General features: G+C 59.2%; 21 protein-coding genes. 2 read left to right on the top strand and 19 right to left on the bottom strand.

All coding sequences use genetic code 11. The features are described 5' to 3' along the window. Window positions 1-16: 16 nt before the first annotated feature. Window positions 17-1,054, bottom strand: coding sequence for a [citrate (pro-3S)-lyase] ligase (citC, locus tag GXN74_RS03620; protein WP_246208578.1), 1,038 nt, complete (start codon window positions 1,052-1,054; stop codon window positions 17-19). 20 nt (window positions 1,055-1,074) lie between these two features. Then, window positions 1,075-3,300 carry a sensor histidine kinase gene (locus GXN74_RS03615; protein ID WP_162369560.1) on the bottom strand — a complete coding sequence of 742 codons (2,226 nt, stop codon included), beginning with the start codon at window positions 3,298-3,300 and terminating at the stop codon, window positions 1,075-1,077. 267 nt (window positions 3,301-3,567) lie between these two features. Between GXN74_RS03615 and GXN74_RS03610 the strand changes: the two genes are divergently transcribed. Beyond that, window positions 3,568-4,263 (top strand): response regulator transcription factor, encoded by a 696-nt coding sequence (locus tag GXN74_RS03610; protein WP_162369559.1) that lies wholly within the window; start codon window positions 3,568-3,570, stop codon window positions 4,261-4,263. A gap of 104 nt (window positions 4,264-4,367) precedes the next feature. Here the strand turns inward: GXN74_RS03610 and pckA are convergent, their stop codons facing one another. The 4 genes from pckA to GXN74_RS03590 all read right to left on the bottom strand — a co-directional run bounded on the left by pckA (window position 4,368) and on the right by GXN74_RS03590 (window position 8,411). After that, complete coding sequence (pckA, locus tag GXN74_RS03605; protein ID WP_162369591.1) at window positions 4,368-5,888, bottom strand: phosphoenolpyruvate carboxykinase (ATP); 1,521 nt, start codon at window positions 5,886-5,888, stop codon at window positions 4,368-4,370. A 158-nt stretch (window positions 5,889-6,046) separates the two neighbouring features. Then, window positions 6,047-6,691, bottom strand: a complete 645-nt coding sequence (locus tag GXN74_RS03600; protein ID WP_162369558.1) for a GntR family transcriptional regulator — start codon at window positions 6,689-6,691, stop codon at window positions 6,047-6,049. After that, the gene (locus GXN74_RS03595) at window positions 6,688-7,326 is read right to left on the bottom strand and encodes a GntR family transcriptional regulator (protein WP_162369557.1); all 639 of its coding nucleotides are present in this window, start codon (window positions 7,324-7,326) and stop codon (window positions 6,688-6,690) included. Before GXN74_RS03595 ends, GXN74_RS03600 begins: the two co-directional genes overlap by 4 nt. Window positions 7,327-7,547: 221 nt before the next feature. After that, window positions 7,548-8,411 carry a sugar phosphate isomerase/epimerase family protein gene (locus GXN74_RS03590; protein ID WP_162369556.1) on the bottom strand — a complete coding sequence of 288 codons (864 nt, stop codon included), beginning with the start codon at window positions 8,409-8,411 and terminating at the stop codon, window positions 7,548-7,550. A gap of 65 nt (window positions 8,412-8,476) precedes the next feature. Between GXN74_RS03590 and GXN74_RS03585 the strand changes: the two genes are divergently transcribed. Further along, window positions 8,477-9,358, top strand: coding sequence for an AraC family transcriptional regulator (locus GXN74_RS03585; RefSeq protein WP_162369555.1), 882 nt, complete (start codon window positions 8,477-8,479; stop codon window positions 9,356-9,358). 186 nt (window positions 9,359-9,544) lie between these two features. On the opposite strand, the gene GXN74_RS03580 is transcribed toward GXN74_RS03585, so the two are convergent. The 13 genes from GXN74_RS03580 to GXN74_RS03520 form a co-directional block, all read right to left on the bottom strand. Next, complete coding sequence (locus GXN74_RS03580) at window positions 9,545-11,401, bottom strand: DUF4153 domain-containing protein (RefSeq protein ID WP_162369554.1); 1,857 nt, start codon at window positions 11,399-11,401, stop codon at window positions 9,545-9,547. 5 nt (window positions 11,402-11,406) lie between these two features. Beyond that, entirely contained in the window at window positions 11,407-12,279 is an 873-nt protein-coding gene (locus tag GXN74_RS03575; RefSeq protein WP_162369553.1) for a GGDEF domain-containing protein, read from the bottom strand. Window positions 12,280-12,314: 35 nt separating this feature from the next. Then, a complete protein-coding gene (locus GXN74_RS14835; RefSeq protein ID WP_162369552.1) occupies window positions 12,315-12,950 on the bottom strand; it encodes an iron-sulfur cluster assembly scaffold protein in 636 nt (211 codons plus the stop codon). Beyond that, window positions 12,934-14,127, bottom strand: coding sequence for a cysteine desulfurase family protein (locus tag GXN74_RS03565; protein WP_162369551.1), 1,194 nt, complete (start codon window positions 14,125-14,127; stop codon window positions 12,934-12,936). The genes GXN74_RS14835 and GXN74_RS03565 overlap by 17 nt, the downstream gene beginning before the upstream one ends. Before the next feature lie 12 nt (window positions 14,128-14,139). Beyond that, window positions 14,140-14,559 (bottom strand): DsrE/DsrF/DrsH-like family protein, encoded by a 420-nt coding sequence (locus GXN74_RS03560; protein ID WP_162369550.1) that lies wholly within the window; start codon window positions 14,557-14,559, stop codon window positions 14,140-14,142. A 15-nt stretch (window positions 14,560-14,574) separates the two neighbouring features. Then, window positions 14,575-14,796 (bottom strand): sulfurtransferase TusA family protein, encoded by a 222-nt coding sequence (locus GXN74_RS03555; RefSeq protein WP_162369549.1) that lies wholly within the window; start codon window positions 14,794-14,796, stop codon window positions 14,575-14,577. A gap of 15 nt (window positions 14,797-14,811) precedes the next feature. Continuing rightward, complete coding sequence (locus tag GXN74_RS03550) at window positions 14,812-15,183, bottom strand: VOC family protein (protein ID WP_162369548.1); 372 nt, start codon at window positions 15,181-15,183, stop codon at window positions 14,812-14,814. Between the two features lie 165 nt (window positions 15,184-15,348). Continuing rightward, window positions 15,349-16,071 carry an ABC transporter permease gene (locus GXN74_RS03545; RefSeq protein WP_162369547.1) on the bottom strand — a complete coding sequence of 241 codons (723 nt, stop codon included), beginning with the start codon at window positions 16,069-16,071 and terminating at the stop codon, window positions 15,349-15,351. Then, window positions 16,068-17,027, bottom strand: a complete 960-nt coding sequence (locus tag GXN74_RS03540) for an ABC transporter ATP-binding protein (protein WP_162369546.1) — start codon at window positions 17,025-17,027, stop codon at window positions 16,068-16,070. Before GXN74_RS03540 ends, GXN74_RS03545 begins: the two co-directional genes overlap by 4 nt. Further along, window positions 17,002-18,171: an ABC transporter permease gene (locus GXN74_RS03535; RefSeq protein ID WP_162369545.1), complete on the bottom strand. Its 1,170-nt coding sequence runs from the start codon at window positions 18,169-18,171 to the stop codon at window positions 17,002-17,004. The genes GXN74_RS03540 and GXN74_RS03535 overlap by 26 nt, the downstream gene beginning before the upstream one ends. After that, window positions 18,171-19,145 carry a glycine betaine ABC transporter substrate-binding protein gene (locus GXN74_RS03530; protein ID WP_162369544.1) on the bottom strand — a complete coding sequence of 325 codons (975 nt, stop codon included), beginning with the start codon at window positions 19,143-19,145 and terminating at the stop codon, window positions 18,171-18,173. Before GXN74_RS03530 ends, GXN74_RS03535 begins: the two co-directional genes overlap by 1 nt. Before the next feature lie 217 nt (window positions 19,146-19,362). Then, a complete protein-coding gene (locus GXN74_RS03525) occupies window positions 19,363-20,343 on the bottom strand; it encodes an ABC transporter permease (protein WP_162369543.1) in 981 nt (326 codons plus the stop codon). Between the two features lie 32 nt (window positions 20,344-20,375). After that, the gene (locus GXN74_RS03520) at window positions 20,376-21,890 is read right to left on the bottom strand and encodes a sugar ABC transporter ATP-binding protein (RefSeq protein ID WP_162369542.1); all 1,515 of its coding nucleotides are present in this window, start codon (window positions 21,888-21,890) and stop codon (window positions 20,376-20,378) included. Between the last annotated feature and the right edge of the window lie 66 nt (window positions 21,891-21,956).

Raw genomic sequence — 21,956 nt, 5'->3', positions numbered from 1 at the left:
TCCTTCACCTCTCCTGTCAATGTCTGCTTTGGGATTCTTTGATGGTGGCGGCTATTTTCCTGCCTTCCTCCGACAATAGGAACCGGTAGGTCGTTTCCGGAACGATCCTCCATAGGGACATGTAGTCGTCCCTTCGGATCAACCGCCTTACCTTGGATGCGCTGATCGCATCTCCATCCGCCGACAACCGGGGGATTTCGCACACCTCGATCCCGTATGCCGGCAGGATTTCCTTCATGATTTCGTTGTACTTTTTGGTCACCGGACAGTAGGGCTCCTCCCCCACATACCTCCGGGTGATTCCCAGGGCCGGTGCAATGAATGCCGCGAACAGGCAGAGGTCCAACTTCCCATGGATCTCCACGGCGTCTTGGCCTTCCTTCAGGAAATAGGACGGGAATGTGGCCGCTGAGATGATGTAGTCTTTCCCCCTGTGCACCGTAACGTTTCTGATGTCCTTGGTCCCCTCCTCCACCAGGGCATGGCGGACATCCGAGGGAAAAAGGGATTTCCCTTCCCAGACGACGAAGACATGCAGCCAGTCGTTTTCCACCGCGGCCTTTTCGATGAGATGCCGGTGTCCCTTCGTGAACGGATTGCAGTTGACCACGATCGAGGCGATCCGTTCCCCCTCGACCTTGCAACCGCCCAGGGCCTTCAGGTAGTCGGAAAATCCGTCCCCGCTGTTTTCCAGGAGGAGCACCTCGTCGTGGAGGGAAATGATCTTGTGGAATCCCAACTGGGTGAAGAGCACCTCGTTGGAGGGTTTGGTGTAGACGAACAGGTGGGTCTCCCCACGCTGATACGCCTCTTGGATGAGATGGCCGACAATCCTGTTCATCAGTCCCATGCTCCGGTGTTCCCCGTCCACGGCGATGCATTTGAGCACGTTGCGGTTCAGGGATCCCGTTCCTACGACCTTCTCCCCTTCCTCCAAGACCATGGTGTACTCCACATCCTCCTCGAACCCGATGCCCTGCCCGTCCAGGAAACGGAGGACCTCCTCCTTTTCGCTTTTCATGTGCATCAGGGCACGCCTTTCCTTGTAATTCATATAGTCCACACGGTACCTCCTTAGGTTGCGTCCATCAGTTGCCGGATGCACCTGCCCAGTTCCTTCGTCAGGAACGGTTTGATCAGGATCCTGTCCACCGTCCTGTCCTTGACCGCCCTGTCCACCGTCTTGTCCTTGTAGGAGGTGATCAGGATGATCCGGATGTCCGGCTGGATCTGCCGCGCCTTCCTTGCGAAGTTCAGTCCCGTGAGGTGCGGCATGGACTGGTCCAGGACCAGGATGTCGTATTGCTCCCTGTTTCCATGGAAATGCTGGAAGGCCTCCACGCTCTCATTGAAGCTTTTGACCTTGTATCCCCAATGGGCCAACCCCTTCCCCAGGACCTTGGTGATCAGCCGGTTGTCGTCCACCAGGAGCACGCTTTCGCTCCCCAGACAGCCGTCCTGGCCCTCAGCCTCCTCCTGGACCCGCTCCGTTCCGCCCAGCGGCAAAAGGATTTCAAAGGAAGTTCCCTTGCCGGGCTCGCTGGCCACATGGATCCTGCCCTCATACTTCTCCACGATGCCATGGACCATGGACAGCCCCAAGCCGGTGCCTTCCCCCACAGGCTTGGAGGTGAAGAAGGGGTCGAACATCTGGCTCAAGGTATCCTCGTCCATGCCGCAACCCGTGTCCGCCACGAGAATCCGGGCATGGCCGGGTTCCCCAGCTTTCTGTCCGTCCGTCTCCTGCGCTTCCTTGCGGACCTCGACGGTCAATGTTCCGCCGTTCTCCTTCATGGCGTAGAAGGCGTTGGTGAACAGGTTCATGAGGACTTGCCTGATTTCCGTATCGTTTCCCGTCATCAGCGCCTCCCCTTCCTCGATGTCCTCCACGACGCTGATGCTGGATGGCAGGATCGGCTTGAAGAATCTGATCGTCTCCCTTGCCAGGGCGTTCAGGTTGAAGCTCTTTTCCTCCACAGGGGCGTTCTCGTTGTGGCTGAAAACGAGGATCTGGCTGATGAGTTCCTTTGCCTTGACCGAGGAGTCGTGGATGTCCCGGATGCCTTCGTAGAAGGGGCTCGTCTTGTCCATGTGGTGCAGGATGATTTCCGAATGCCCCATGATGGGCGTCAACAGGTTGTTGAACTCATGGGAGATTCCGCTTGTCAGCGTGCCGATGGTCCGCAACTTGTTGGAATGCTGCAGCTCCTTGTCCTTCCTCCTGAGCTCCTCGGAGGACTCGTTGATTTTCTTCAGGTACTGCATCTCCAGCGCATAAGCCTCCTTGTCTTCCTGGTTCTTCTTCATGCGGACCGCCATGTACATCGTCCACGAGAGGACAGCCACAAGCAGCAGGGCCATGAGGATGACCACCGCCAGATACTTCATGATCGGCAGCTGTATTTCCGAATAGGACATCACCACGGCGACGACCCAGAAATTGTCCTCCGCCAGCCGAAACGGCGTGAAAGCGCTCAGCTTGGTGATCTTCTCCAACTCCTCTGCGGTCCACCAGTAGGATTCGTAGACCGCCGTCCCTTCCTCGCCCCCAAGCTGCCGTTCGATCAGCTGCTCCAAGGCGATGTAATCCAGTTCCGGATACACTTCCCTTCTGGTGTCGATCACATCGTACCCGACCTGCTCTTCCACGGGATGCATGATGATCGTCCCCTCCTGGTCCTTCACCATGGCGTATCCCTGTTCCCCGGCACGGACAGGCCTTACGATCTCCTCATACATGTCGCCTGCGGAGATGACCGCGATGAAGGCGCCCACCAGCCGGCCCTCCTCCAGCACCGGCTGCAGCAGATCCACAAGGAATTCCCCATCCTGGTTACGGTAGACCCTGCCGACCACGGCTTCCCCGGACTCTAAAACCCTTTCGATGTCGTGCTGCACCTGCAAGCTCTGCAGCACGACGGATGCTTCCCTTCCCTCCTTCTGTTCCAGACGGATGTTCCTGTCGGTGTCGATCAGCAGTATCTCCTTCAGCTTCTGCTCCTCCCGAACCGACCGGAGGATTTCCCCGATGTCTTCCCGGTAATGTGCGGAAGCAGGGTCCGCCATGAAGCTGACCACCCGCGGCGTGGAAGCGAGGATCTTCAGGCTCGTAGACTTCCCTTCCATGTACAGGCGCATGTTGTTGCTGATGGATTTGGCGATCGTCAGCAGGTGCTGCTGCTGCTGTTCGACGACGGTGTCCCTGAAGTTCACATAGGCCACCTGGCTTGCCCTTCCGACTGCGGCTATCATCACGCAAAACAAGAGAATCGCAGCAATTTTATTTTTCTGGCTCTTCATAAAAATGCTCCTTCCAACTTTCTGTTGAAAAACGTTGTGCTATTGGTTTATTTTTGATAAACTAGGTTGCAGGCTGGTACCTACATAGTAGCACAATGTCGATGCTTGTGTTTGCAAAATCCCGCAGCAGTCAAAAGAGACAGTTGTTCTTGTTTTTTTCAGCATTTATTGTCTGTAATACCCATAGTACATGGGCCGTCTTAACAAATCATGTATGGTTCCTTAAAGTTTTTTAAGATATATAATTTAGAGAAGGTGTGTAGAACCATGGAAAAACCCCAAATCCTCATCGTCGACGACGACCCCCTTGTCCGCAGGATGGTCCGGACCGCTCTGGAATACGAGAACCTATCCGTGGCGGAAGCCGCCTCCGGAGCGGAGGCGAAGCAGCGGATGCAGGGCACCTCTTATGACCTGGTCCTGCTGGATGTCATGCTGGGTACGGAAAGCGGCTTGGATGTCCTGCGCCAGCTCCACGAGATCGATCCCATGGTGCCCATTGTGATCCTGTCCGGCCGGGGGGCCGAATACGACAAGATCCTGGGCTTGGGCATCGGCGCGGATGACTACATCACCAAGCCCTTCAGCCCGGTGGAGCTGTCCGCCAGGATCAAGGCCCACCTTAGGCGCAACCTCCGGCTGATGGGCACGGGGAAGGGCGGCGGCGTGCTGCGTTGCGGCGTCTTCACCTTCGATCCGGAATCCTACAAGGTCTACAAGGAGGACCGGGAACTCCAGCTGTCCTCCAAGGAGCTGAAGCTCCTGAAGTTCTTCCTGGAACATCCCAACCAGGTCTTCACCAAGAACCAGCTGTACGAGAACGTGTGGAACGACGCCGTCATCGACGACAACTCCATCATGGTCTACATCAGCCATCTTCGGAAGAAGATCGAGGAACAGCCCCAGACCCCCAGGCATCTGAAGACCGTATGGGGGATCGGTTACACCTTCGATCCCCAGTGACACAACCGGTCCATCCGGACCCCGAACCGAAGAACGCGCGCCAAAAAGGCTGCAGGAGTCTCTCCTGCAGCCTTTTTGGCGCGTCCGCCTCAATACGCATGGTCCTATTGGAACCTCCGGAAGTTCTGCTCGAACCGCCGGGCCAGTTCCTTCGCCTTCCTGTGGTAGGCACTGAGGCTTTCCCAAGTGTTGGCTGGATTCAGGACCGCCTCCGGCACTCCCGGGCACTCCAGGGGAATCCGCAGACCGAAAACCGGATGGGTGAAGGTGTCCGCCCTGTCCAGGTCCCCGCCGATCGCCGCCCGGACCATCGCCCTGGTGTGCTCCAGCTTCATCCGTGTACCCGTTCCGTAAGCTCCGCCGGTCCACCCCGTGTTCACCAGGAACGCCTTCACCCCATGCTCTTCCATTCTCTTTCCCAGCAACTCCGCATACACCTGGGGCTTCAGGATCATGAAGGGTTCCCCGAAGCAGGTGGAGAAGGTCGCCTTGGGTTCCACGATTCCCCGCTCCGTCCCGGCCAGTTTGCTGGTGTATCCGGACAGGAAATGGTAGACAGCCTGTTCCCTGGTGAGCTTCGAGATGGGCGGAAGCACCCCTGTGGCGTCCGAGGTCAGGAACAGGATGGTCTCCGGCACCCCCCCTTTCCCATCCGGCACGGCCCCGGCCACATTCTCCATGGGATACGCGGCCCTGGTGTTTTCCGTATGCCTGTTGTCCCGGTAGTCCGGCTGCCCCGTGCGGGGGGCCACCACCACGTTCTCCAGCAAGGCCCCTTCCCGTATGGCCTTCCATACCTGGGGCTCCCCCTTCTCGGACAGGTTGATGCACTTCGCATAGCATCCCTGCTCGAAGTTGAACACGCCTTCCCCTGTCCATCCGTGCTCGTCGTCCCCGATCAGTCTCCTGTCCCCGTCTGCGGACAGGGTGGTCTTGCCTGTCCCCGAGAGTCCGAAGAACAGGGCCACATCCCCCCTTTCCCCCACGTTGGCCGAGCAGTGCATGGGAAGGACGCCCTGGAAGGGCAGCAGGTAGTTCATGACGGTGAATACGGCCTTCTTGATTTCCCCCATGTACAGGGTTCCGCCGATGAGCACCATCCTTTTCTCGAAGCTGATGGCGATGAAGGTTTCCGAACGGGTTCCGTCGGTTTCCGGATCCGCCTTCAGGCCGGGCAGGGAAACCACAGTGAAGCCGGGCTTGTAGGGCTCCCGCGCCTTGGCGGCCCCTTCGGAGGTCTTGAAGAACATCTGCCGGGCGAACAGGTTCTGGAAGGCATGCTCGTTCACCACCCGCAGGGGCATCCCGTACTTCCCGTCGGCGCCCGCATAGCCGTCGAACACGTACAGCTCCCTATCCTGCATGTAGGCCATGGCCTTTTCGTACAGCCGCTCGAAATCCTCCGGTCGGATCGGCAGGTTGCTGCTGTTCCAGTCGATGTGGTCGTGGACGGAGGCCTCGTCCACGATGAACCGGTCCTTTGGAGACCTTCCCGTATAGGCCCCCGTGTTGACGCACAGGGCTCCGTTTTCCGCCACAAGGCACCCTTCCCTTTCCACCGCCGTCTCCACCAGTTCCTGGACCGTAGGATTCCAACGGACTTTGTCCGCGTGTAAAAAAACCATGCCATCCTTTGCCTTCACTTTTCCCACAACGACTTCCTCCTGTTCTAGCCTCCAAAGGCCGCTCCATATCGTTCGCGATATGTGATATGTGATTTATGATAATGTATCCAATTATAGTTACCATCATATTCTTCTGATGGCTTTTTGTCAATAGGCATTTACTCGAACCGGGCCAATATGTTCTCCATGCTCCGAAGGATGTGGGCGTTCATATGCTCCTTGGCCTTCTCGGCGTCCCGCTTCCGGATGGCCTCCACAATCGACTTGTGCTCATCGCAGGAAATCCTGGCGTAGTCCGCTTCCGTCGACTTCCTCCCCAAGGGAAGGCCGTTCCAGATCGCCGCCAGCAGCGCCTTGATCTTGTCGTTCCCCGCGGCTGTCCAGATTGCCCAATGGAACATCTGGTTGTAGTGGGTGTATGCCTCGATGTCGTTTTCCTCCAGGCTCCGGACCATCTGCCCGTAGGCGTGTACGATGTCCGAGATGTCTGCGCCATTCCGGCACACCAGTGCCACCGCTTCCCGTTCCAGGATCGCCCGGGTCTCATAATGGTCCCGGATCGTCTTTTCGTTCACACCCAGCACCACCGCCCCCTTGTTCGGGCGCAGCTTGATCAGGCCGTCCCGGGCCAGGATCTGGAACGCTTCCCGCACCGGCGTGCTGGACACCCCCAGCTGCTGCGCCGTGCTCTCCAAGGTGATCTCCTCGCCTTCCTGCAGCTCCCGGGACAGGATCGCCTTCCGCAATGCGGAAGCGACCTGCTCCCGGGCGGGCAGCATCTTGATGGGATGTAGATTCTTCATGGTTTGACCTCCTTGCCCATGCCTGCCGCAATCTCGTCGAAATAGTTGTCAAGGCTCGTGCGCAAGCCTTCCTGCCCTTTTCCTTCCATGGCGCAAAGGACCGCTTCCAAGCCCTTCAGCGCCATTTGTGGGTTGCGGGGTACCGACTGCAAGGCATAGGCGAACTGTCCCCCCAGCAACCGCTGGTGCAGCCGGGAAAGGGTCTTGTTCTCCAGCAGTCCGGAGAGCTGCAGATGGAAATCCATCTCGCACCCTGCGCATTCCTCCGGCTCTCCTTGTGCCGCCGCCGTCCTGCAGGCCTCCAGGGAGTGCGCCAGGGGCGCCAGGTCCTTCTTCTCCAGCAACAGGAGCAACGCGATTTCCATCTCCACAGCGGCCAGGACCCGAAAATTCTGGAGGATCTCCCTATGCTTCACTTCGACCACCCGCATGTGGCGGTTGGGAAGCCGTTCCAGGAATCCCTCCTGTTCCAACATCTGCAGGGCTTCCCGGACAGGCATCCGGGACACGCCCAGCTTTTCGGCGACGAGCTCCTGGACCAGTTCTTCCCCGTCCACCAGTTCCCCTGAAAATATTCCGTTCCGCAAAATCCTTGCGATATTGTCCTTGGTCTGTACAGCTCTAATTGGTTCCATCGCTTCTCCCGGATTGTTTCAGTATGTTCAAAACCACTTCATTGTACCATCCCATGCGCAACCGGGCAAGCCCCTATGGCCCTCCCCTTCTCATCCGCAATAAGGTGTTCAATGCCTCCATTATACAGGACTTCCAGGAAAATGAAAACCCGCGGCATATGCCGCGGGCTTCGTTTCCTCTATTCATCCCATCCTGGGATGGTTTCTTTCCAGACTGACAATCAGCCGCAGTATTTCGCAACATGCGCGCGGGTGACTTCCGCTGCCGTCTTGACATTCTCTTCCTGGGAAAGCTTGTAGTAGTCGGGACGGAAAACTTCGATGGTGCAGACATCCCCTTCGAAACCGATCTTCTTCAACGTGTCGGCAAAACGCTGGTGGTCCAGGCAGCCTCTTTCGTCTCCAGGCCACAGGCGCTTCTCGTCCGTGTTGTACTTGGCGCCGCAGGGCACGTCTTCCATGTCGTTCAGATGCCATACGAAGATCTTCTTGCCGTCCGCCTTCTCCAGCGCGGCCCATTCGGAAGCCATTGCATGGAAATGGTACTGGTCAAGGGTGACGCCAACCAGCGGGGAATCCACTTCCTGCACGATGGCATAGGCGTCTTCGAAACGGTTGATGGTCATCTGGGGATGTGCCACGAATTCGATGGACAATTTGATTCCATGGGGCTCCACTTTCTTGAGCATTTCCTTGATCACGGCAACCGCATCCTTGCGGATTTCAGGAATGGTGGCTTCCACGGTGATGTCCATGCTGGGAACCACGACGATCATCTTGCAGTCCAGGATCAGGCAGCGGCGGATGATTTCATCCAGCTGCGCCATTACAGCGTCCTTTTCCTCCTGGGTCTGCTTCATGTTGAAGAAGATCAGGGCATTGTAGGAGAGCATTTTCAGTTTGTGGTTCTTGAACCACTCACCCAGTTCTTCCAAAGTGTACTTTCCTGCCGCAAGGTCCCTGTCCAGGCACTCGGACTGGATGTCGATGTAGTCGAATCCGTTCTGTTCGCACAGGTCCAGATCCTTCAATACGGAATGTCCTTCGCAAAAACGGTTGCATCCTTCATTGAAACCAATTTTCATTTCATTTCCTCCTATTATGCTTTATAATGATAATGCCAACCTCAAAAGAAAAGGAGCGGTCAGCAATGATCCCATACTATAACTGTACCCGAACCGACGCAAGCGGCATAACCGTGGAGGTGTTCCAGACGATGGAGTCCGTGCCGGACCATCGCCACACGTTCCAGGAGTTCGTGCTGATCACAAAGGGTTCCTGCATCCACCAGTACAAGGACATCTCCATGCCCTTGATTCCTGGGGATGTGTTTCTCGTCCCTCCCCACCAGGAGCATGCCTATGTCATCGAAACACCCGTCTGCATGTACAACTGCCAGTTCTATCCTGAACAGATGCCGGGTTGGTGGGATACGCAATTCGGCAGCCTGCTCAGCAACCTGGCCGAACCGGAGACCGGAAACCCCATCTCCCCGGCCGACCTGAACCGGCAGCACATCATCCACCTGTCCCCGCCGGAAGCGGAGCGCCTCCAGTCGATGATGGACACCATGCTCCTGGAACAGACGGAACAGGGCTTCGGCTTCCAGCAGGTCAAGCAGGATTACCTGAACCTGATTCTCATCGCCATCTCCCGGGCTAGGCAGAGCCAATTCGCCCTCCTGCCCGGTGGGGAGAACCCCCGGCGGGAAATCGTGGCTGCCGCCCAGCAGTTCATCGAGGAACATCTGGCCGAGCACATCGACTTCTCGGCATACGCCCGCCTCCAGAACGTGAGTCCCGGCCACTTCCGGGCAATCTTCAAGTCGGCCACAGGGCTCCCGCCGGTGGAATACATCAACCGGCTGCGGATCATCCGTGCGATCGAATACCTGAAGGATGAGTCCCTGCCCATGAGCGACGTATCCGCCGCCGTAGGGATTTATGATGCGAACTACTTCTCCCGGCTCTTCCGGAAGATCATAGGCTATTCGCCCCGGGAATTCCGGAACCAGATGCAGCAGGCCCCGTAAGTTTGCCGCTTCCTACTTATGAATATAGCACAGGCGAAATCCAACTACTAGAAGAAAACAAACGGCAATTAGCACAAAACGCAGGTCTTGGAAAGGCGGTTTGCCATGGATATCTCCCAATTGATTCCCATCCCTGGGTCGTCAGGCTGACCTACAGCCACCCGCCCCTGAGCCGGCGCATCGAAGTCATTTCTCCCTCAGATACAGCGCATTCAGGTTGATCCAGTAGTTGATCGTATCCTGCCGGGTGTCCACATGGATGTCCACATTGCCGAACACCAGCAGGATGTCCACCTCCGGCGTTTCCAGCCGTAGGCTCATGTCCTCCAGCGTAGCCTGGAAGGGTTCCGCCCGGCCCGGAGGGTACTTTCCGGTAATCCGGTCGATATAGTCGTTCAGGTCCTCCTCCAGGATCACCCGGCCGTCCAGTTCGACCTTCAGGCTGGGTATGCCCGTCGGAGGGTCCACCGTCCAATGGATCCGGTAGTCGCCCCTCCTGCCGTCCACCCTGGCCGAGGTCCCCCCCTTTTCCTGCAGCAGGTTGACCGCCCATCCATAGTCGCCGATGTCGATGGCCTCCGCCTGCAGGTACAGGGATGTTCCCATATATCCTCCCGGATCGGAGGGATAGAATTCATCCCGCTCCGGCCAGGCCTGCTCGAACCCGAGCCGGTCCCGGAACACGTTGCCCTCAGCCAGGCGCTTGTCGAACCATGCCGGCAGTCTCGCATCCTCCATGTAGGCAAGGAAATTGACCGCATCGGTGATGGCCTCTCGCACCGAAAGCTCCGGTTCGGCGGCAGCGGGCAGCAGTTGGCCGCCCTCCAGCATCCTCTGGTCCACCAGGAGGGTTTCCAGACGGTTGACCTGGGCCGCCACCGGCAGCGCATGGTAGCCCAGCAACGGAAGGACCGAGAACACGGCAACCGCACAGGTCAGCAGGGCGATGGGGGTATGGGCATTGGCCTTCAGCAGCAGCAGGAGGACCGCCGCCAGCACGGCGATGATCCAGATCAGGCCGAAGGAATACTCTTCCGTCTTAAGGCCCGACCTTCCCAGCTGGACCAGCAGGGCCCTAGCCTCGAACACCAGGATCACCAGTGCGGAAACCGGATAAGCCAACCGGTAGAACTTCGCCAATCCCGATTCGTGCTGTGTGACCATGATGTGCAGCCAGATGCCGCCCACCGCATAGCTTGCCGCGATGCCGGAAAGCCGCAGGAACGGGGGCCATTCCCCGGTCACGACGGTCCTGCCGGACCAGATCAGCAGGACGACCGTCAGGGCCAGGGCGATCGGGACCATGATGTACCCGAAGAGGACCTCGATGAACCGCGGCTGCTTCTGGGCCGTCTCCCGCCTTTCGTCGACCTCCCCCTTGCGGAAGTCCGGAAAATACCCGAGGAAGATTGTAAAGGCCAGGAAGCCTGCCACGGTCCCGATATACATGTAAACCTTGCTGCTCATTCCCCTGTACAGCAGAGCCTGGATGGCGCCGGCGACTCCGGAGGCACCGCCCACGATGACCAGGCCGTAGAGCAGGGCGATGAAGAACGCCTTGTGGGTCATGAAGAAGGAGCTGGCAAAGTCCGACTGGTCTTTGGGATGTCCGGCCAGGATGACGAAGGACAGCAAACTGACGAACATGGCGGCACTCACCCTGGATGCGGCAAGGCCCGTCACCCGGGCATAGCGGGTCCCGTCCAGGGCCGTATCCGTCCCGCCGAACAGGATAAGCAGAAGGAAGGTCGCCACCACCACTGCGGCACCCAACAGGTTGGCGGCCAGGAACGCCCGGGGCTCGTTGCGCCGGCTCTGGGCCGCCGTGACTGCCGCCAAGCTGAAAATGGCGCCCAGCGCGAATGCCAGGTGCAGGCAGTTGAACAGGAAGTTGTAAGCCTCCTGCTGGGGCCAGTCCATTTGGATCCTGACCATGGTCACGATGGCGAACGCCAGCGCACTGGCGATGGACGCGGGAAATGTCTGGAAGGCCTTTGCCGCCCCTTTGAACACTTGGGAAATCGACCGGGTTATCACGTTCATGCTGTTCATCTCCTTCTCACTTCCGCCTTCTGACGGTACATGGCGTCCTCCGCCTCCTTGAAAATCCTCTCCATGGATTCGTTCTCATGGAGCTTTGTCTTCCATCCTATGGACACCGACAGCGGAATCCCATCCACCACCGTCCCCGCCGTTGTCTCCACCACCCTGGAGGCTATGGCTTCCGCCTCTTTCACTCCCGTCTGTGGAAGCAGGACCACGAACTCGTCCCCGCCGATCCGGGCGATGATGTCGTCCTCCCGGCACTCCTGCCGCAGTACTTCCGCAAAGGCCTCCAGCAGCCGGTCCCCCATGGCGTGTCCGTAGGTGTCGTTGGCCCGCTTCAGTCCGTCGATGTCCGCCATCAGCAGGGTGATGGGCATGTTCCTGAAGGTGTCCAGCCGCCGGACCTCCTCCTCATAGAACCGCCGGTTGTAGAGTCCCGTCACCGGGTCGTGGAAACTCAGGCGCAGCAGCTCTTTCTCTTTTTGGACCTGCTCCGTACTGTCCCGGGCGACCCCCGCGCTTCCGGTCACCCGGCCGGTCTTGTCCATGAGGGGGACAATGTTGGAAGTGAAGTGGCTCCAGGAACCGTCCTTGTGCAGGAGCCTGCAGAGGACTCCCGCTACCGGAACCTTTTCCACTTCCAGGCTTCCAAAGGCCGTCCTCCAGACCGCCAGGTCCTGGGGATGCACAAAGGATTCAAAGGGCCTTCCTTCCATCTCCTCAGGCAGATGGCCCAGGAGGGAGGTGCAGGCCGGTGAGATGAAGTCGATCACCCCTGCCTCCGAAAGCCTGTAGATCATGTCCATGCTGTTCTCGATCAGAATGCGGCAGTCATTCGCATCCCACGCCACCGCCTCGCTTTTTCCAAATATCATATCGCATCCCTCCAATCCATCCTCTATGGAACCCGTCACTCCGTGAATTCGATGACCACCTTTTCCACATCCCACAGGTTCTCCAGCCTTTCCTTCGCCTCTTCCCTGATGGAGGCCGAAAACTGGTGGTTTTCCGGCAAGTCCACCAGGACCCGGACAACGCCGTCCTTCACCTCGATCTTTCTGACCAGGTTGGTGGCCACCATGTCCAGGCCCTTCATGGGATTCATCACCCGACGCAGCTTCCTGCGCACGACCTCCTCCGTGGTGGCCTCCCGGCTGGCCGTCAGGCCGTGCTTCTCCTCGTAGTTCTGGATTGCGCTTCGCAGCCCCTCCACCGCCAGCACGGAGCAGTGGGCCTTGATCGCCGGAAGCCCTCCCAGGGCGTCGGCGGCCTCCTTCCAGGTGATCCCCTTCGCCTCCTCCAGGGTCTTCCCCTTGGCCAGCTCCGTGATGATCGAGGCCGTTGCGATGTTGGAGGCGCAGCCATAGGATTCGAACTTGATGTCCGAGACGACCTTCGTTCCGGCATCCACCTTGATGTAGACGGTGACCATGTCACCGCAGGCAGGGCTTCCTTCCGTCGCCTTGCCGTCGGGATCCGCCATGCTGCCGACGTTGCGGGGATTCCTGAAATGGTCCAGCACGATTTCATTATAGGGAAATGCCATCCTGCACACCTCCTGTCTTGCCCAGAGGGCTGATTTTTCTCAACTCCGTTATGATCCTGGCCAGGGCGTCCACAACCCGGTCCACCTCCTCCATGGTGTTGTAGCGTCCGAAAGTGAAGCGGATGGACCCGTGGGCTCTCTCGTGGTCCCCCCCGATGGCCATGATCACATGGCTGGCTTCCAGGGACCGGCTGAAGCAGGCGGATCCCGTGCTTACCGCAATCCCGTACATGTCCAGGTGCAAAGTGACGGACTCCCCCTCCACAAGGTGGAAGGTGATGTTTGCGTTCTGGGGCAGCCTGCTTTCCGCGTCCCCGTTCAAGGTGACCAGGGGAATCCGCTCGAAAACCGCTCCGATGATCGCGTTTCGCAGGGATTTCAGCCGCCCGTTCTCCTCCTCCGATACCAGCCCCACGGCTTCCGCAAATCCCACCGCTCCCGGAATGTTCTCGATACCAGGCCTCAGGTCGAACTCCTGGTACCCGCCGTCTGTCACCTTGGCGATGGAGGTTCCCTTGCGCACGTATAGCCCTCCTATTCCCTTGGGGCCGTGGATGGTGTGGGCGGACACGGTGACCAGGTCGACGTGGATGTCCCGGACGTCCAGAGGAATCCTGGTGAAGGTGTGGGTGGCATCCGTGTGGAATAGGACCCCCTTCTCCCTGCAAATCTCACCAATCGCCTGGATGTCCTGGACCGTTCCGATTTCCTGGTTGCCGTGCTGGACGGACACCAGGATCGTGTCCTCCCGCAGCAGCTCCTTCAGCCGGTCGAGCCGCACGAACCCCTGCCCGTCCACCTCCAGATAATCCACCTCGAAGCCCTGCTTCTCCAGGGCCTGGGCACTGTGCAGCACCGGAAAGTCCTCGATCCGGGAGACGATGATGTGTTTTCCCTTCTTCCCACCCAGCGCCTTCGCAACCCCCTTCAGGGCCAGGTTGCTGGATTCCGTGCTTCCAGAGGTGAAGATGAACTCTTCCGGCGCCGCCCCCAGAAAGGCTGCGATCCTTCCCCTGGCCTCCCCCAGGAGCTCCCTTGCCTCAAGGCCCTGGGAATAGCCGAACTCCGAGGTGGCCACCGCATAGTTTTCAAAGAAGCATGGTTTCATGGCCTCCAGCACCCGCTCGTCCAACCGTGTCGCCGCCGAATTGTCCAGATAGACCTCTTTTCCCGCCATGTGTTCCACCCCCTATATGAACAGTGTGATCGAGGAGTCCCTGGCTTCCTGGATGTAGGTCCCCACCGCGCCGTAGGCGTCGATGATCCCCTCGTCCAGGTCCTTGGGCGCGATTCCCATGATTTCCATTGTCATCTCGCAGGCGATGATCTTGCCGCCGAGCTCCTTGAAGTCCGCCACAAGCCTTTCCAGGGAAGCCACGTTCGTCTTGTCCATACGCCCCTTGATCATCCGCTTTCCAAGCCCCAGCAGATGCATCTTCGACAATGGCCCCTTCTCCAGTCCCCCTTTTTTCAGTCGCAGCAACCCCCAGAACGTGAAGTACAGCGAAGCCTCCATGCCCATGGCCAGGGCCCCGTTGGCCACGATCAGCGCACTGTACAGCTTGTCCATATCTCCGCTGTGGACGATGATGGTCGCCTTTTCTCCCATGACCGCACCTCCCTTTCACTTCTGCAGCCGGATGACCCACTCGTCTCCGGCCTGCTCCACGCCGAGCACCTTTACGGACAGGGCGTCGGCGGCCATAGGGATCTCCTTCTTCGATGCGGGATGGGTGCCGATGATTTCGAGCACATCCCCCAGGGCCGCCTTCCGCAAGGCCTTGCGCATTTCCACCAATGGTACGGGGCACGTTTCCCCCCGCACGTCCACTTTGATTTCCGCCATGGTCGAGCCTCCTTCCTATCTGTGCTGGTCCACAAGGATGGGGTTGCCGTCCGGGTCCTGGATGAGGAAGCTGCCGGGGCCTTCCGTCGCCGGGTCGGCCTCCTGCAGGAATTCCACCCCCTGTTTCCGGAGCTCCTCCTGGAGCGTGCGCACATCCTTGAACGGATCCGTCTCTTCCGCATTGCTGTTCCATCCCGGATTGAATGTCAGCATGTTCTTCTCGAACATGCCTTGGAACAGGCCGACCACGCAGTCGTCGTTCTTCATGATCAGCCAGTTGTCCTCCAGCACTCCCCCAAAAACGGTGAATCCGAGCTTTTCGTAGAATTCCTTGGACGCCTTGATGTCTTTGACCGACAAACTGATGGAAAACGCTCCCAGTCCCATGACGCATCCCTCCTCGCAATGATGCGCTCGTTCTTGCTGTTCGCATGCGCGAAAGCCCCCGTCCGAACAGGGATGGCAAACTCCCGCCATCCCCGTCGAACGAGGGCCTCTCCTCCATATGCCATCTACCTATAGTATACCCCATTTGGTGGAGAATATCCACCTCTAACCCCGCTCCCGCATCCTAAACAGCCGGTCCGCGAACAGGGCCATGAGCACCACCGGAACGGATCCCCTAAGCACCAGGACCGGATCGTAGACCCGGATTCCGGCGATGATGGGCACCCCGAATCCTCCCGCCCCCACCGTGGCTCCGATGGTGGCGGCCGATATGTTGATCACCAGGGCGGTCCGGATCCCCGCCAGGATGACCGGCCTTGCCAGGGGCAGCTCCACCTTCCACAGCTGCTGCCTGCGGGTCATGCCCATACCCTCCGCAGCTTCCCTGACCGGCCGGGGAACCGACTCCATTCCGACGATGGTGTTCCTGACCACAGGGAGGATCGCATACAGGTACAGCGCCAGCATGCAGGGCACGTTCCCGTAGCCTAGGGCGGGAACCGCCAGGGCGATCACCGCGGCGCTGGGAATTGTTTCGCCGATGGATCCGGCCGCCAGGACCATGGACTTGAGCTCCCCGTTCCGGGCCAGATGGACCGCGCCCCCCAGCAGCAGGGAAGTCAGGACCGCTCCCGAGGTCGAGACGCCCACCAGCAGCAGGTGCTGCCAGGAGAGCATGGCCAGGGTGGTCCGGGACTGGACGGCCGCCCGTTTCGGCAGCCAGGGGGCCAACAGGGCCACGGCCTGGTCGAAAAACAGGATCCACAGGAGGAATGCGGCCAGATACAGCCCCAGCACCAGCCAGGGGCTCTTTAGCCCGCCCCTCATTTCGACACCGCGTGCAGGTGGTGGACGATGTCCATGTACTCCACCTGCACCACCCGGTTGTCCTGGAGCAGGAAGGGAAGGGCCTGCTCGTTCCTGCGCATCATTTCCGACAGGACCTCCTTCAGATTCGTCTCCTGTGTCAGGCATTCTCCCGCGCCGCCCTGGAGGGGATTGGTCCAAGGGGGCTTGTCCTCCAGATGCAGGGCCTTTGCCGAATACCGTTTCAGCAGCCGCAAGGGGTACTCGTTCCCCAGGAAGCTCTTCACGAAACCCTCCTCCAGAAGGCCCGCGAACTTGCCCGGCGCCTTGTTGCTCACGATCCTCCCCTGGTTCATCACCACGACCCGGTCCGCCAGGAGGATGGCCTCCTCCACATCATGGGTGACGAAGACCACCGTCTTTTTCAGCTCCTCCTGGATCTGGTTGAAGGCCAGCTGCAGCTTTTCCCTGGTCAGGGGATCCACCGCACCGAAGGGCTCGTCCATCAGCAGGACCGGCGGGTCGGCAGCCAGCGCCCTGCACACGCCCACCCTTTGGGATTCCCCTCCGGATAGCTGGCCGGGCTTCTTTCCCAAGTAGGAGGAGGGCAGCCCGCTCATATCCAGCAGCCGGCGGATGCGGCCGTCGATTTCCCTTTCCTTCCATCCCAAGAGCCGCGGTACGACTGCGATGTTTTCCCGGACGGTGAAGTGCGGAAACAGGCCCACCCCCTGGATGCAGTACCCGATCTGGCGGCGCAGGACCTCCGGAGCGTAGTCCGTGTTCCTTTTCCCGTCCACGACCACCTCTCCCCCGTCCACCGCAACCATACGGTTGATGGTCTTCAGCAGGGTGGACTTGCCGCAGCCGGAAGGTCCTATCAGGACCGCACACTCCCCCTGGGGAATCTCCAGGTCGATTCCCGCAAGCGCCCTTTGGCTGCCGTACGACTTACTGACCTGTTTCAACTGGATCATCCACGACCCCCACCTTTCTTGTCCAATATCCTTCCCCCAGCTTCAGGAGCCCGTCCGCGGCCAGCGCCATGGCGACCACGGGGATCGTCCCCAGGACCACCAGGTCCGATGCCGACTGGGACAACCCCAGGAAAATCAAGGCCCCCATGCCGCCGCCCCCGATCAGGCCGGCCAGGATGGTGTTCCCGATGTTCTGTGTCACGGCCGTCCTGATTCCGGAATAGATCACCGGCAGCGCCAGCGGGAACAGGACGCTCCTGAAGATCTGCCGGGGAGTCATGCCCATGGCCGCCGCGCTGTCGACGACCGCCTCCTCCACCTGCTCGAACCCCGCATAGGCGTTGGCCGTGATCGGCAACAGGCAGTAGAGCGTCAGGACAAGGAAGGCCGGTGCGAAACCGATCCCCTTGATTCCCAGCTCCGCCGCCAGGGGCACGTTCCTTGCCAGGATCGTCAACGGGATCATGACAAGGCCCAACAGGGAGAGGGTGGGGATCACCTGGAACAGGTTCACCGCTCCCAGAAGCCACTCCTTTGCCCGTTCGTACCGGTAGCACCAGTAGCCGATGGCGATTCCCGGAACCACCGCCACCAGGACGGAAACCAAGGCCAGGACCAGATGCCGCCGCAGCTCCATGGCGAAATTTGCCCGCACGTTCATGAACTCCCGATAGAGGGCCAGATGGGGAACTTGGCCCAGGACGGCCACCACCAGCAGGCCGCACCCCGTGAGACCGGCGGCCCAACCGCCCCGTCTGCCTGCGCTCTGGACCAGCAGCACACCCGCCAGGAACACCCAGAAGCCGGCCCCCAGGGAGACCCGGAGCACCGCCGGATCGGCCTCCATGCCCAGGGGGACCGCCGCCGAGAGGCGGACCAGCAACAGGGCTGGAACCAATGGCAACAGCCAGGGCACCGCCCCAAGGACACGGAACCGTTTCCGTACCCCCAGGAAAGCATAGGCCCCCATCAGCAGGAGCAGGCCCCCCCCCAAGACGAATGCGTATTCTCCCAGGACAAGGTCCCATCCAAGGGGGGTGCCCCGGACGACACGGTTGGGCCTGAAGGTGCCCATGGGCAGCCCGACCAGCGCCCAGGCCACCAGGGCGAACCCCAGGCGCGCCTTGAGCGACGGGGCACCCATTACTGCAGGAACCCTTCGCCCTTCAGGTACTCTTCCGCTACGGCGGCGGCATCCTTCCCTTCATAGGCAACCTGGGCGTTCAACGTCTGGAGGGTCTCCAGCGTCAGGGATTCGAATACGGGCTTCAGGATCGATTCGATTTCCGGATAGGCCGCCGCGACCTCTCCCCGGAGGACCGGAGCCGGCAGGTATACCGGAGGCACCTGTTCGGGGTCCTCCAGGACCACCAGGTTCATGATGTCCAATGCGCCGTCCGTCCCATAGACCAGGGAGGCGTTCACGTCGTTGGTGCCTTCGGACAGGGCCTTCAGCATTTCCGCCGTGTTCCCTGAAGAGAGCACGATCAGCTGGTCGTCCCGGAGCTTGAAGCCGTAGGCCTCCTCATAGCCCAGGAGCCCCATCATGTTCTCGGCGAAGGAGGCCGAGCAGATCAGCTTGAAGGGATTGCCTCCGTTGATATATGCGGCAAGCTCTTCCATGCTCCGGATGCCGTTCTCCTCCGAAAAGCTCCGCTTGACGGCGATCATTTCCGTGTTGTTGGCCGAAGCGGGTGTCAGCCAGAGGATGTTGTTCTTCTCCAGGTCCAGCTGCGCCGTCAGTTCGTAGCCTTGCTGGGGGTCGTTCCAGATGGACGGGTCCCCCGCCTCCTCGGGATGGTAGTACTGCCCGGATCCCGTGTAGTCCAGGACCAGGTCCACCTCCTTGTTCTCCAGGGCCCTGCGCAGGATGTCGGGTGTCCCGAAGTTGACCTTGTCCACCGTCTCTATGCCGTTGCTGTTCAGCATCTGGATCATCATCTTGCCCAGGATCCCCCCTTCCGAATCCAGCATGGTGGCCACCACCACCGGTGCCGCTGCTTCGGCGCCGGCTGCAGGTTCCTGTGTTTCCGTCCCCCCCTGGGGCGCAGCGGGCTTCCCACAGGCTGCCAGCAGTGCAAGCGCAAGCAGCAGGGCTGATGCAATTCTTTTTTTCATAAACAATCCTCCATCCTCATTCGCCGTGGCAATGCTCCGGCAATGCTTTTTATGTCGGCTTTCGCCGTGGTCTCAAGATGAATTATAAGACAATTCCGCTATTTTTACAATCCCAACCCCGTCGGCAGACAGCCATTGCATCGGATTTCGTGATGAAACAGGTAAAAGAACGACAAGGAAGAGCGGCCTAAGGCCGCTCTTCCTTGTCGTTCCCTACCTATTTCTTGCCGGCGTGCTTACGCATGTCGATGACAACGGCGCCGATGATGATCGCACCTTCGGCGATCTGCTGCCAGTAGGCGTCGATTCCCATGAGGGTCATGCCGTTCCTGAGAACGCCCAGGACCAACGCACCGACCACGGCCCCCCAGACGGTCCCGATTCCACCGGACTGGCTGGTTCCACCGATGGTGGTGGCCGCAATCGCGGTCAACTCATAACCGACCGCCGCACCCGGGTGCACGCTCTGCACACGGCCCGCAAAAACCGTAGCCGCCACGGCGCACATCACGCCGCCGAAGGCAAACACCAGGATCTGGGCTTTGGCGATGTTGACACCGGAAACCTCCGCCGCATGGATGTTCCCACCGATGGCGAAGGCATCCGAACCGAAGCGGGTGTAGTTGAGCAGCACCCAGGTGAGGAGGATCATCACCGCATAGATGATGACGGGTACGGGAATTATGCCGATGTTGCCTCCCAGCGCAAGCAGGGAAGGCTTCAGGTTGGTGATCGGCTTTCCGCCGGAATAGATGAGTGCGGCTCCCCGGACGATGGTGGTCATGCCCAAGGTGGCGATGAATGCGGGGATATGGGTCTTTGCCACGAAGAAGCCGCTGATGCTTCCCATGAAAGCCCCCACCGCAAGGGTGGCCAGGATTGCCAGCACCAGGGGCAGCTCCGGCAGGTTCGGGTACATTTTCCCTGCGGCTCCCCCCACCTGGGACAGGCTTGCCAGCACCAGGCCGGAGAACGCGACCATGGATCCAAGGGAAAGGTCGATCCCTTTTGCGATGATGATCAGCGTGACCCCCAAGGCCATGATGCCGTAGATGGAACTCTGGGTCATCACGTTCAGGATGTTCCCGTAGGAAAGGAACTGGGGACGTATGATGCTGATGATGATGATCATTCCGATCAGTGCAAATACAATCCCATATTTTGAAATCGTTTGTTTGATTTGTTTTGAATTCGCCATTACAACTAAACCTCCATGCCCTGTTCTGTTATTTACTGATAGTCGTTGCGCACTCCGGACGCATACTCCATCAGCATTTCCTGGCTCACATTCGTGGTATTGTCCAGGATACCGGTGACCTCGCCTTCCCGCATGACCATGATGCGGTCGCTCATGCCCATGATTTCCGGAAGCTCCGAAGAAATCATGACCACGCATTTCCCTTGGCTTGCCAACTTCCCGATCAGCTTGTGGATTTCGGACTTGGCGCCCACGTCTATGCCCCTGGTGGGTTCGTCCAGAAAAATGATTTCCGGTTGGGTCAACAGCCACCGGGCGACCAGCACCTTCTGCTGGTTGCCTCCGCTCAGGTACTGGATCAGCTGGGTAGCCGAAGGCGTTTTCACTCCGATCATCCGGATGTATTCATCCGTGTCTTCCTTGATCTTCTTCTTGTCGATCAGTCCGAATTTGTTGATGTAGCCCTGCAGGTTCGCAACGGTCGTGTTGAAGCGGATGTCCAGGATCGGGAAGATGCCGTTGTGCCTGCGTTCTTCCGTCAGGAGTGCCATGCCGCTCTTGATGGCGTCCCGGCTGTTCCTGATGTTCACTTCCTTGCCCGCCAGCTTCACCACGCCGCCGGACTTGCCCAGGATGCCGAAGATCGTCTCGATGACCTCCGTCCTGCCCGCGCCGACCAATCCGGCGATGCCGAAGATCTCGCCCCGGCGCACATCGAAGCTCACGTTCTTGAAGAATTTGCTGTGGCTAAGATCCTCCACCTCCAAGAAAGGCTCTCCGATCTTGCACTGGACTTTCGGGAACATGTCCTTGACTTCCCGGCCCACCATCATCTGGATCATCCGGTCCAAGGGCAGCTTGTCGCTGTCTTCCGTCCCGATGTATTCTCCATCCCGGAATACGGAAATCCGGTCTGTGATCTTATAGATCTCGTCCAGCTTGTGGGAAATATAGACCATGCTCGTCCCCTCTGAACGGAGTTTGCGCATGATCTTGAACAGCTGCTCCACCTCCCGTTCCGTAAGGGCGGATGTGGGCTCGTCCATGATGATAAGCTTCGCATTGGTGGAGATTGCCCGGGCGATCTCCACCATCTGCATCTGTGCTACGGAGAGGTCCGCCATGCGCGTCCTGGGATCCACCTCCAACTCCACCTGTTTCAACCACTTTTTGGCTTCTTCAACCATCTTCTTCCAATCGATGGTGCCATATTTGGTCATGGGTTCCCGTCCCAGGAACATGTTCGACATGATGGAACGGTCCCGGACGGGACTCAATTCCTGGTGGATCATGGAAACCCCGAAGGCCATCGCTTCCTTGATGGTGTAGTTCGTCCGCTCCTCCCCATCAAAAATGATTTTTCCCGAGGTGGGTGTGTAGATTCCCATCAGGCACTTGGAGATCGTAGATTTCCCTGCTCCATTTTCCCCCACCAGGGCATGGATCTCATGGGGTCTGATTTGCAGTGTCACCCCCTTCAAGGCTTTGACACCCGGAAATTCTTTCGTGATGTCCAACATTTCCAACAGATACTCTGATTGTCCCATCTTGGTTCTCCTTATATGCTTTTGGCAATAGAGGGTTGCCCCCTATTGCCAAACATTTTACATCTG

This window comes from Anaerotalea alkaliphila (assembly GCF_010179735.1).
Classification (GTDB): Bacteria; Bacillota; Clostridia; order Lachnospirales; family Vallitaleaceae; genus Anaerotalea; species Anaerotalea alkaliphila.
Note: the sequence above shows the minus strand (reverse complement) of the source record. Positions and strands in the feature narration are given on the sequence as shown.

Excerpts from the sequence above, each read along its gene's own strand:
- citC (WP_246208578.1), bottom strand. The coding sequence starts at position 1,054 with ATGAATTACAAGGAAAGGCGTGCCCTGATGCACATGAAAAGCGAAAAG.
- GXN74_RS03615 (WP_162369560.1), bottom strand. The coding sequence starts at position 3,300 with ATGAAGAGCCAGAAAAATAAAATTGCTGCGATTCTCTTGTTTTGCGTG.
- GXN74_RS03610 (WP_162369559.1), top strand. The coding sequence starts at position 3,568 with ATGGAAAAACCCCAAATCCTCATCGTCGACGACGACCCCCTTGTCCGC.
- pckA (WP_162369591.1), bottom strand. The coding sequence starts at position 5,888 with ATGGTTTTTTTACACGCGGACAAAGTCCGTTGGAATCCTACGGTCCAG.
- GXN74_RS03600 (WP_162369558.1), bottom strand. The coding sequence starts at position 6,691 with ATGAAGAATCTACATCCCATCAAGATGCTGCCCGCCCGGGAGCAGGTC.
- GXN74_RS03595 (WP_162369557.1), bottom strand. The coding sequence starts at position 7,326 with ATGGAACCAATTAGAGCTGTACAGACCAAGGACAATATCGCAAGGATT.
- GXN74_RS03590 (WP_162369556.1), bottom strand. The coding sequence starts at position 8,411 with ATGAAAATTGGTTTCAATGAAGGATGCAACCGTTTTTGCGAAGGACAT.
- GXN74_RS03585 (WP_162369555.1), top strand. The coding sequence starts at position 8,477 with ATGATCCCATACTATAACTGTACCCGAACCGACGCAAGCGGCATAACC.
- GXN74_RS03580 (WP_162369554.1), bottom strand. The coding sequence starts at position 11,401 with ATGAACGTGATAACCCGGTCGATTTCCCAAGTGTTCAAAGGGGCGGCA.
- GXN74_RS03575 (WP_162369553.1), bottom strand. The coding sequence starts at position 12,279 with ATGATATTTGGAAAAAGCGAGGCGGTGGCGTGGGATGCGAATGACTGC.
- GXN74_RS14835 (WP_162369552.1), bottom strand. The coding sequence starts at position 12,950 with ATGGCATTTCCCTATAATGAAATCGTGCTGGACCATTTCAGGAATCCC.
- GXN74_RS03565 (WP_162369551.1), bottom strand. The coding sequence starts at position 14,127 with ATGGCGGGAAAAGAGGTCTATCTGGACAATTCGGCGGCGACACGGTTG.
- GXN74_RS03560 (WP_162369550.1), bottom strand. The coding sequence starts at position 14,559 with ATGGGAGAAAAGGCGACCATCATCGTCCACAGCGGAGATATGGACAAG.
- GXN74_RS03555 (WP_162369549.1), bottom strand. The coding sequence starts at position 14,796 with ATGGCGGAAATCAAAGTGGACGTGCGGGGGGAAACGTGCCCCGTACCA.
- GXN74_RS03550 (WP_162369548.1), bottom strand. The coding sequence starts at position 15,183 with ATGGGACTGGGAGCGTTTTCCATCAGTTTGTCGGTCAAAGACATCAAG.
- GXN74_RS03545 (WP_162369547.1), bottom strand. The coding sequence starts at position 16,071 with ATGAGGGGCGGGCTAAAGAGCCCCTGGCTGGTGCTGGGGCTGTATCTG.
- GXN74_RS03540 (WP_162369546.1), bottom strand. The coding sequence starts at position 17,027 with ATGATCCAGTTGAAACAGGTCAGTAAGTCGTACGGCAGCCAAAGGGCG.
- GXN74_RS03535 (WP_162369545.1), bottom strand. The coding sequence starts at position 18,171 with ATGGGTGCCCCGTCGCTCAAGGCGCGCCTGGGGTTCGCCCTGGTGGCC.
- GXN74_RS03530 (WP_162369544.1), bottom strand. The coding sequence starts at position 19,145 with ATGAAAAAAAGAATTGCATCAGCCCTGCTGCTTGCGCTTGCACTGCTG.
- GXN74_RS03525 (WP_162369543.1), bottom strand. The coding sequence starts at position 20,343 with ATGGCGAATTCAAAACAAATCAAACAAACGATTTCAAAATATGGGATT.
- GXN74_RS03520 (WP_162369542.1), bottom strand. The coding sequence starts at position 21,890 with ATGGGACAATCAGAGTATCTGTTGGAAATGTTGGACATCACGAAAGAA.